Below are 9259 nucleotides of genomic sequence, written 5' to 3'. Positions count from 1 at the left end.
CCCCCCCCGAACGTGGATGAAAGGCGTAACGGACTATCTTCTTTGCCTCGCCATCCTGATAACGGGCATTATGAGCCCAGTCCGCCCGGCACCGGCAAGTCGTGGTTGGCCTGCGCCTTCGGCCGGCAAGCGGCACGGCTCGATCATTCCGTGCTCTATGTGCGCGTGCCGCGCCTGTTCGAGGACCTGGCGCTCGCCCGCCTCGATGGCCGCTTTCCCCGCCTCATCGACAAGCTCACCCGCGTCCAATTGCTCATTCTCGACGACTTTGGAACCCACAGCCTCACCGACCAGCAGCGCTTCCACCTGTTCGAAATCATCGAGGAACGCTATCGGCGGAAATCCACCCTGATCACCGCCCAAGTCCCGGTGGCCAGATGGCATGACCTGATTGCAGACCCCACGGTCGCCGACGCCATTCTCGACAGGATCATTCACAACGCTCACCGCATCAGCCTTGAGGGCGACAGCATGCGCAAGCAACAAGCAGCGCCCCTCTTGACCGGCGCCAAAAACGGCGAAATCAATCACCCATGAACGCAACAAGGCACCCGAGGACCAACGTCGTCAAACTGTCCGGCACAGTGAAGCAACTGTCCGCGACTTAGCGGAATCGTTGTCCGGTATTTGCGAAATGCGCAGTCAAAGAAGCGGTAGCCGCCTTCGCCGCCGCCCAGTCGCCGCAGGCCGCCGGGATTGGCTAGCCCGGCGCAGCTGACATCTGATCCAGCAATCGTTGCAGCCGACGGGCCAGACGCTTGTCGGGAAGGGCCGCCGCAGAAAGCTCTTCCTCCTGCCAAGCGGCTTCGCTGCTGCTGGTCTTGTCTCGCATCCGTGACGCCTCCGTGATTCGGCGTCACGGACAGAATCACGGCAGATTCATACGGGGCAATTGCCCCCGACGATGTGGGTAATCGGAAGCCGGCGGAGGCCCTACCGGTGCGATCGCCGACGTGGATGCATCGCGCGGGATCGCCGAACAGCGCGATCCAGCGGAAGCTCTCCTTCTCCTCGATGGGAACCGCGTCGGATTGATCTTCTTTTTGAGCGCGGCGGTTCCCTTGAACTTCGTCCGCGTCCAAAACTTTATGGCGGAAAGGCCAAGCGGCAGGCCGTCCAGCGTGACGGCCAGGCTCGAATGCATCAGCCCGCACACCGTGTGCATCCCGGAAACGGCAGGCCTTGTCCTTGCCGCTGTTGACCCGGTACGTGATGCCGATCCCCCCTGGCCGTTCTCTTTGAAACGTGAACTCCGTCGTATCCTGCAGAACCAGGATCGGACCGCTCGTCGCGGCAAAACGGCTGCGCGTGGAATGAAAGTGACCGGCGAGAATCTCCTCCTCGCTGACCCGATCATTCGAAAAGAAACGATAGGCAGCCTTGGTGTTGGCCCAGTCCTGGCACGCCAGCGGAATGCTGGCTCCCATGGCGCCCTCCATGCACTCCACAAGCTGGCGCAACCGCTTGCTCAAACGCTCGTCCGCAAACCTACATTCGGAAAGCTCACGATCAAACCATGCGTCTGCCGTTCCTTCCATGGCACCGTCCTCCGCGATTCGGTGCCAGACAGAGAATCACGCCTGATTCATGCCCCGCAAGAGATGTGGGTAATCGGAAGCCGGTGAAGACCAGACCGGATGGTTACCGTGGCGGAAGCGAATAGCTACGCTGTTTAAGGGACCGAGCCGCCGGCGTGCCGGCGTGCAACCAAATACCGGTCCAAAGCGTCCCATGTCGTGGCATGGAGTGGCAGCAAGCGGCTCTGGTGGTACTTGGTCTGTGGGATGATCAAGCCATCGGCGGTCAGGTCATCGAGTTGAAGCGAGAGGGCTTCGGAAATGCGCATGAGATTGTCGCAGACCACGAACTTCGGCACGCCGCCCAGAAAGGTGAAGAGGGTCGTGTGCAAACGCCGTCCTGATCGGGATCGTAGGCCGAACGGATGCCAAGGTCGCCCGGTCAATGACGGGAAGGATAAGGGACAGGTCGCTCGGGCTTGCGAGCAGGGCCTGTCGGTCGCTCGATCGAAAGAATCATTAGAGGTGGATGCTCTCCAGCGTGCAATTGGAAGACGCGTTCCTCCAGTTTCTTGTCTCCTTCAGTGAGACGATGGTTCAGGCGAAGGTAGTCCGTCCAGGTCGGCGTGCGGAATGTCTCTGTCCACTGCATAGGCTTCTGAAGGTTGCGCTGGAGCGTCCAATGCCGCGCACCCACGCGGCTCTGTACGCGCCGGCGTTCGCGCATGAGGTCCAGGAAAGCCTCGAGATTTCTCTCCGGTACCAGGTATTCGATTTTGATGACGATGGGACCGCTTCTCGGCTTCAGATCGAGGGCGACAGCTGGGGTGTCGAATTCCTCCAAAGGATCGGGCTCGGACTCGGGGCGCTCGCGAAGAGGAAGCAGAAAACCGGCTGCAGCGACCAAAAGCAGGGCTGCAGCGGAGCCCTCCAGCGCCACGGTCAGGGAATAGTTCTGGGCCACCGTGCCCCACACCCAACTGCCAGCCGCGATGCCGCCATCTATCAATGCATAATAGATCGAGATGGTGCGCCCTACGACCCAGCGCGGGCTCGCCAATTGCACAGTCACGCCAACCCCGGACCAGGCGGTGACCCAACCCGCGCCGCCTAAGGCGAGTGCAATTGCCGCCACCGCAAGCGAAGAGGTCAGCGCAAGGGCGAGCGAGCATGCTGCGCAGGCGACGCAGGCGAGCGTCATCAACCGTTCTTGAGACAAACGCCGTCTGAACACGCCATTGGAGACGCCGGCGAAGACAGCGCCTGTCCCGAAGCCAGCCATGAGCGTGCCATAGGCGACGGGGCCTCCTTCTAACTGATCGCGCACAACCACGGGCAGCAGCGCTAATATGGCGATGCTCGCCAGGCCAAAGAGGGTTCCGCGCGCGATCAGCGCCTTGATTTCCGATGACATCGCCGTGAAGCGCACTCCGTCATAGATCGCTGTCATCATCGACTCACGCGGGAGAGGCGAAGAGCGAACTTTCCACTTGCAGCGCCATATGGTGACCAAGGGGACCAGATAGCTGAGTGTGGTCACGGCGAGAGCCGTCACAAGCCCGAACGAGGCAACCACGATGCCGCCGAGCGCTGGGCCCACGGTCCGGACGGTGTTGAAGCCGACAGCGAGGAGAGTGACGGCGGCGGGAACATTGCGTCGGTCGACAATATCGCCAACCGAGGCTTGCCAGGCAGGATCGTTGAGAGCACCGCCGCATGCAATTAAAAAACTGAGGCCGAGGATCATCCACGGGTCGGCAAAGCCCAGCGCCACGGACGCGGTCAGTATTGCAGATACTATAGCCATAATGCACCGGCCGGCGAACATGACCCTTCGACGACTGAAATTGTCGGCCATTGCCCCGGCGAAAACAGATAGGATGAACGCCGGCAAGTACGATGAAGTCTGCACCAGCGCAACCATCAGATCGGAAGTCGAGATCGTCGCCATCAGCCAGCTGATGGCAACGGTCTGCATCAGCCAGCCGAGGCTGGAGACCTGCGTGGCGAGCCAGATCGAACGAAAGGCCGGGGTCCTGAGCGGCGCAAACGTCGTAGGCGAAATTGGATCCGGACCTGCGTCCGCCACCTTGCCCATTTAAACTGACCTTTGCTCGTATGTCATTCGCCACATTCCGTTGTTAGCCAAACAGACGCCACTCGACGCAACCAGCTGCGACCCCGAATGCCTGAGCGCCACGGACGCTCAGAAAATTGAAGCCCGGCAGGAGACTAAGCTACCTGCCGGGCGCGCCTTGGGAGGGGCGTATAAAAGACGCGACATCAAGATGCGCTTCTTAGCGTTTTTGACGCCAATCTTGATACGCGAGCCGGTACAGGACTTGGCGCCGCAATGGATCATCGGCTGCCTTGAGTGGGTGGTCGAAGTCGTCGTTTGGATCATGCGACATGCCAATGCGTTCCATAACGCGCTGTGAGGCGACATTGCCCACTGCGGCGTTCGCGACGATTTCGTTCAACTTTAAATTTTCGAACCCAAAGTCAAGAACAGCAGCGGCGGCCTCGGTTGCATATCCATGCCCCCAGTGATCTGGATGCAACCTCCAAGAGACTTCAATCGCCGGTGTGAAACGTGCTTGATAGCCAACCTCAACAAGACCGCAGAAACCAATAAATTCCGCAGTACCCAAACGCTCGATTGCCCAAAGGCCATACCCATGCTCTCTGAAGTACTCGCGCTCGGCACTTATCCAAGCGTCAATCCCGGCCCGATCGACGAACTTTGCGAGGTACTCTCCAACTCTTGGATCATCAACCATTCGAGCGATCGGTTCGACGTCTTCGTCGGTCCATTCCCGCAGCAGCAGGCGTTTTGTCCGCAGCTCCATCAGTAGGTCCTCCTCCCGCTGCGGATATCGGAGGTCGCTCCAGCTGAGCAGCCGCAGTCGCTTGGGGCCAGCCGCGCGACCGTGCACAATACGCCTCGTGCGCTGGTTGCAACCGCCCATTTACTTGAGAACGTAAGAGCGAGCCTTTTGGAATTAATCATGTATAGCTCCCAGGAATGCCACAAGGTTGTCACCGAGTTCGGGGCAGGGATATCCACCCTCCTGCAACATGGCGATGGGCGCATCGAAGTTGCCTATGACCTTGGCAGCCTTCCGGAAGCCATCAGTGGTGACGTCAAGAACACTGAGGGGATCGCCGCGATAGGCATCGAGGCCAAGCGCAACGAGTAGGACATCCGGTCCGAATTCCCCTATCCTGTGCATGCCCGTTGCAATTGCATCGACAAAGGCCCCGTCGTCGCTGCCATGTTTCAGCGGAAGATTGACATTGAAGCCTTCTCCGGCACCGGAGCCAATTTCATCTGCATAGCCGCTAAAGAACACCGGAAATCCATCAGGATCGGCATGAACCGATACCGTCAAAACGTCAGGCCGCTCATAGAAGATCTGCTGAGTGCCGTTTCCATGGTGGATATCGATATCCAGAATCGCGACGCGCCCGGCTCCATTCATCCGAAGGGATTCAGCAAGGATCGCAACGTTGTTGAGGTAGCAAAATCCCCAGGCCATCTCGGTGCAGGCGTGATGGCCTGGTGGCCGGCAAAGTCCATATGCACGGTGCTGGCCGCGCGCAATCAAGTCACCGACGTTAAGGGCGACGTCGACACTGGATCGCGCCGCCGCCCAGGTTCCGCGCCCCACGGGACACGCTGTGTCGGCCTGGTGGAATCCAGAGCGTGCAACGATGTGGCTGGCGTAGTGTGAAGCAAAACGGTTGGGGTGCGTGTTGGGCACAATTTCCGGGCCGGCGTGGGGCAGCGCAAGCCATTCATTTATGCCATTCTCCAGAAAGTCGAGATACCTCGCCGTGTGAACGCGCGTCAGAATAGAGGCGTCGGTTTGGCTTGCCTCGAGCGCCTCGTGGCCAGCATTGATCGCCGACGAGAGCAGCATGTCGGCACGCTCGGGCCGCTCGGGGCTTTGGACCAGCCTTCCGCGATGAATGAACGTTTGCGGATCATGGCTTCGGTGGCCTTCCGAGTAAACGATTTCCATGTCTATAGCTTTCTTGAGGACTAGACCGTGGCACCAAGAACCCATGGCGCGAATTCGGCCGCACCAAAGTCGAACTCTTCGCTTTTGGTGCGTTCTCCTGAAGCGACGCGCAGAATCAGATCGAAAATTCGCTTTCCGCATTCTTCAACGGTCTCGCCCCCGCTGAGGATCTCGCCACAATTGATGTCCATGTCGTCCTGCATGCGCTGGTACATCGCCGTATTAGATGCCAGTTTGATGGAAGGTGACGGCTTGCATCCAAACACGCTGCCTCGTCCCGTCGTGAAGCAGATGAGGTTCGCGCCACCGGCAACCTGGCCAGTCGCCGACACTGGGTCGTATCCGGGAGTGTCCATGAACACTAATCCAGGGCCCTTGACGGCCTCGCCGTATTTGACGACATCGACCAGGTTTGTTGTGCCGCCCTTGGCCATAGCTCCCAGCGACTTCTCGACGATCGTGCTTATCCCACCAGCCATGTTCCCCGGGGAACGATTATCGTTCATAACGGCACCTTCCCGCTTGAAGTAAGCATCCCACCATTCCATCAGCGCGATCAGCTTTTCGCCCACTTCGCGCGATATGGCGCGGCGCGTCAGCAGATGTTCGGCGCCGTAGGTTTCGGGCGTCTCGGACAGGATCACCGTGCCGCCATGCCGCACGAGAATATCGCTGGCAGCTCCCAGGGCTGGATTCGCTGTGACTCCCGAAAGGCCGTCCGATCCCCCGCACTGCAGCCCGACGATCAGTTCGCTGGCAGGGATCGGTTGCCGGGTAACCTGGTCCGATTCCTTGAGTACTTCCCGCACGAATTCAACCGCGGCTGCCACCGTTTTTCTTGCGCCGCCCATGGTCTGAATGTCCATGCTGCGCACCCGTCCAGCCAGATGTTGATCGTCGAGCAGACCACCGACCTGGTTGACCTCGCAGCCCAATCCGAGAACTATGACATGGCTGAAATTTACATGTCGCGCGTAACCACCAAGCGTTCGGCGCAGGACGTTTAGTGGCTCGCCCCCTGTCATGCCGCAACCCGTCTTGTGGGTTAGCGCGACCACACCATCCACATTCGGAAACTCAACCAAGGGATCGGCGCCGGTAAAAGGATTTTTTTTGAACACCTCCGCCACTAAGTTGGCAACGTGACTGCTACAGTTCACACTGCTGACGATTCCGACATAGTTTCGCGTTGCAGCCCGCCCGTCGGAGCGGCGGATGCCCGAAAACGTGTCGGGGGTTTCAACATAGTCGGTCTGATGAGCCGCCGCGCCGAAGGCATAGTCCTTTTCGAAATCACCGAGGGCCATATTTTGCAAATGAACATGCAAACCGGGCTCTATGTCTTTCGTGGCAAAACCGATTATCTGACCGTAGCGTAGAATTGGTTCACCGGACTTGATAGATCTGATAGACACCTTGTGTCCTGCCGGGACCGCGCTCTTGGCGACTATCGAACCACCTAACGCCATGCCTTGCGCTATCATTCGGCGCGCTATCGCGACATTGTCGCTAGCGTGCAGGATCAGCACCGGAGTGAAGTCCTGATGTTGCGGCATATTGTTTTGCATCGCTACTCCTGACCTGCTGGCGAGCAGAGACCCGAACCCGTTCCTGTCATCAACGATTCAATACCGTTTGGCCGACTTAACTCTCAGCAGAGCCTCAACTGAACCCTCGCTGATTTGGGCCAGGACGATCGAAAACGAAACGGAGAGCCTTAAAGCTTCAGCGGCTCACGCGAATATCGCTCACCACGCCCATCCTGATCTAAGCCGCTTTAGAGTTGCGCGCGCTCAGTGAGGCGATAGTGTTGTTGATCACAGAAGCCACCCTTTCGCGTTCATCTCCGACCAGTGACAAACGCGGCGCACGTGTCCACTCGGGCGCTCCGTAAACAAGATGCTCAGCAAGCTTGATGTACTGGACAAGCTTGACGCTGGTATCCAGATGAAAAGCCGGGGTCATCATCCGATACAGTTCCCGTGCTTCGGCAAACTTTCCGGCTCGGCCCAATTCGAAGATCCGCACGCACTCTTCAGGCCAAGCATTCGTCATTCCTGAAACCCATCCCGTCACACCCAAGGCGAGGCTCTCGAGTATCAAGTCGTCGACGCCGCAGAATACCGCAAAGCGATCTCCGAGCTCGTTGTAGAGATCGGTGACACGGCGAATGTCGCCGGATTCCTCCTTGATGCAGACGATCTGATCGACATCCTCGAGCGTACGCAGGATTTGCGGCGTCACGTCGACACCATATGCGATCGGATTGTTATAGATCATGATTGGGAGATCGCAGCCGGCCGCTAGCGTCCGGTACCATTCTGAGGTCTCACGGGGATCAGATTTGTATGCAATGCTTGGGAACGCCATCAATCCTTCCGCCCCAAAGCTCTGGAATTTGCGCGCCGTATCGACTGCGGCTTGCGTTGAGACTTCGGCGAGACCCGAAAGAAGCGGAACGCGCCCGCCGACAGCTTCCTTTGCAGCTCGAATAACTTTCTCTTTCTCATCCAGGGTCAGAGACGCGTTTTCACCCAGCATCGGGAGAATAATAATGCCGGAAACGCCACTCTGAATAAGGCGCTCGATACTGCCTTGCGTCGCAAGCAGATCAACATCGCCATTTTCCTGCAGCTTGGTCGTGACCGCTGGGAAAACGCCTGCCCACTTAGTCCTCATTTCAATTCCTCGTTTGTCGTCTCATTAGGAGACCTGAATGACGTTCTGGATGGAACTCCATTCTGTTTGAATTTTCTGACATTGTCAATGTGGATGCCATCACATCGGCATCGATAAGCCACATTCGCCGTATGACTGGGGAAGCAATGTTGCCGAGGGGCGAAACGGACGCAGATCGAAACCTATGGTCGAAGGACAATCTTTTGCCGTTGTCGGCCAAGTCCATCAGCGCCTAACTCGACGACGTCGCCGGCCTGCAGAAATACCGGCGGCTTCATCCCGAGCCCCACACCATGTGGAGTGCCGGTCGTAATGACGTCACCGGGCTCAAGCGCCATGAACCGAGAGATGTATGAGATCAAATGCCTGAACGGGAAAATCATCTTGGCTGTCGATCCTGACTGCCGAGTGATCCCATTTACTGTGAGCCAGAGATTCAGGTTCTGCGGATCGGGGACTTCATCCTGCGTCACTAGCCAAGGTCCAAGCGGACCAAAGCTCGGCGAAGACTTGCCTTTTATCCACTGCCCCCCACGATGGATCTGGAACTCGCGTTCGGAAACGTCGTGGCAGATAAGATAGCCTGCAACGACCGACAGCGCGTCATCTTCAGCCAGTTCAAAGGCATTCTCACCTATGACGACTGCAACTTCCGCCTCCCAATCTAACATGCGCGACTCTCGAGGCATCAGGACGTCATCATTTGGTCCAACGATGCATGACGGCGCCTTCGAAAAAACAACCGGCTCATCTGGAATGGGAGTGTCGGTCTCGATTGCGTGATCGGTGTAGTTCAAGCCGACCGCGATAAAGTGACGAACGTCAGCCACCGGAGGCCCAAGGCGAACATTATCGTCTACACGGGGCAATGATGAAGGAACTACCGAGCGCAACATCTCTAAGCCAGCGCGTGATAAGGAACTGCCTCGAATATCCCGAATAACGCCGCCAAGATCTCGAATGGCCCCAGTCTCGTCCAGCAATCCCGGTCGCTCTGAGCCGGGTGGCCCGAACCGCAAAAGTTTCATATCACTTTCC

At 58.2% G+C, this 9259-nt stretch carries 9 protein-coding genes; 1 reads left to right on the top strand and 8 read right to left on the bottom strand.

The annotated features are described in order from the left end of the window. Positions 1–537: ATP-binding protein (locus NKH71_RS32385; protein ID WP_352896316.1), on the top strand; the 537-nt coding region annotated here is incomplete at its 5' end. Here the strand turns inward: NKH71_RS32385 and NKH71_RS33600 are convergent. The 8 genes from NKH71_RS33600 to NKH71_RS32340 all read right to left on the bottom strand — a co-directional run bounded on the left by NKH71_RS33600 (position 528) and on the right by NKH71_RS32340 (position 9249). After that, on the bottom strand, positions 528–1538 hold the full coding sequence (locus tag NKH71_RS33600; protein ID WP_502900451.1) for an IS4/Tn5 family transposase DNA-binding protein: 1011 nt from the start codon (positions 1536–1538) through the stop codon (positions 528–530). The two genes, NKH71_RS32385 and NKH71_RS33600, sit on opposite strands and share 10 nt — an antisense overlap. 134 nt (positions 1539–1672) lie before the next feature. After that, a complete protein-coding gene (locus tag NKH71_RS32370; protein WP_352896313.1) occupies positions 1673–1909 on the bottom strand; it encodes a site-specific integrase in 237 nt (78 codons plus the stop codon). Positions 1910–1959: 50 nt separating this feature from the next. After that, entirely contained in the window at positions 1960–3615 is a 1656-nt protein-coding gene (locus NKH71_RS32365; protein WP_352896310.1) for an MFS transporter, read from the bottom strand. Positions 3616–3814: 199 nt separating this feature from the next. Next, positions 3815–4366, bottom strand: coding sequence for a GNAT family N-acetyltransferase (locus NKH71_RS32360; protein ID WP_352896307.1), 552 nt, complete (start codon positions 4364–4366; stop codon positions 3815–3817). 153 nt (positions 4367–4519) lie between these two features. After that, positions 4520–5542 carry a histone deacetylase family protein gene (locus NKH71_RS32355; RefSeq protein ID WP_352896304.1) on the bottom strand — a complete coding sequence of 341 codons (1023 nt, stop codon included), beginning with the start codon at positions 5540–5542 and terminating at the stop codon, positions 4520–4522. 20 nt (positions 5543–5562) lie between these two features. Next, on the bottom strand, positions 5563–7110 hold the full coding sequence (locus tag NKH71_RS32350) for a UxaA family hydrolase (RefSeq protein WP_352896301.1): 1548 nt from the start codon (positions 7108–7110) through the stop codon (positions 5563–5565). A gap of 199 nt (positions 7111–7309) precedes the next feature. Continuing rightward, positions 7310–8221 carry a dihydrodipicolinate synthase family protein gene (locus NKH71_RS32345; protein WP_352896298.1) on the bottom strand — a complete coding sequence of 304 codons (912 nt, stop codon included), beginning with the start codon at positions 8219–8221 and terminating at the stop codon, positions 7310–7312. Positions 8222–8403: 182 nt separating this feature from the next. Then, the gene (locus NKH71_RS32340) at positions 8404–9249 is read right to left on the bottom strand and encodes a fumarylacetoacetate hydrolase family protein (protein WP_352896295.1); all 846 of its coding nucleotides are present in this window, start codon (positions 9247–9249) and stop codon (positions 8404–8406) included. Positions 9250–9259: the final 10 nt, after the last annotated feature.

Origin of the sequence: Mesorhizobium sp. M0983 (assembly GCF_040318975.1) — a bacterium.
Lineage (GTDB): Bacteria > Pseudomonadota > Alphaproteobacteria > Rhizobiales > Rhizobiaceae > Mesorhizobium.
This window is presented reverse-complemented; position numbering and strand designations above follow the sequence as displayed.

Excerpts from the sequence above, each read along its gene's own strand:
- NKH71_RS33600 (WP_502900451.1), bottom strand. The coding sequence starts at position 1,538 with ATGGAAGGAACGGCAGACGCATGGTTTGATCGTGAGCTTTCCGAATGT.
- NKH71_RS32365 (WP_352896310.1), bottom strand. The coding sequence starts at position 3,615 with ATGGGCAAGGTGGCGGACGCAGGTCCGGATCCAATTTCGCCTACGACG.
- NKH71_RS32360 (WP_352896307.1), bottom strand. The coding sequence starts at position 4,366 with ATGGAGCTGCGGACAAAACGCCTGCTGCTGCGGGAATGGACCGACGAA.
- NKH71_RS32355 (WP_352896304.1), bottom strand. The coding sequence starts at position 5,542 with ATGGAAATCGTTTACTCGGAAGGCCACCGAAGCCATGATCCGCAAACG.
- NKH71_RS32350 (WP_352896301.1), bottom strand. The coding sequence starts at position 7,110 with ATGCAAAACAATATGCCGCAACATCAGGACTTCACTCCGGTGCTGATC.
- NKH71_RS32345 (WP_352896298.1), bottom strand. The coding sequence starts at position 8,221 with ATGAGGACTAAGTGGGCAGGCGTTTTCCCAGCGGTCACGACCAAGCTG.
- NKH71_RS32340 (WP_352896295.1), bottom strand. The coding sequence starts at position 9,249 with ATGAAACTTTTGCGGTTCGGGCCACCCGGCTCAGAGCGACCGGGATTG.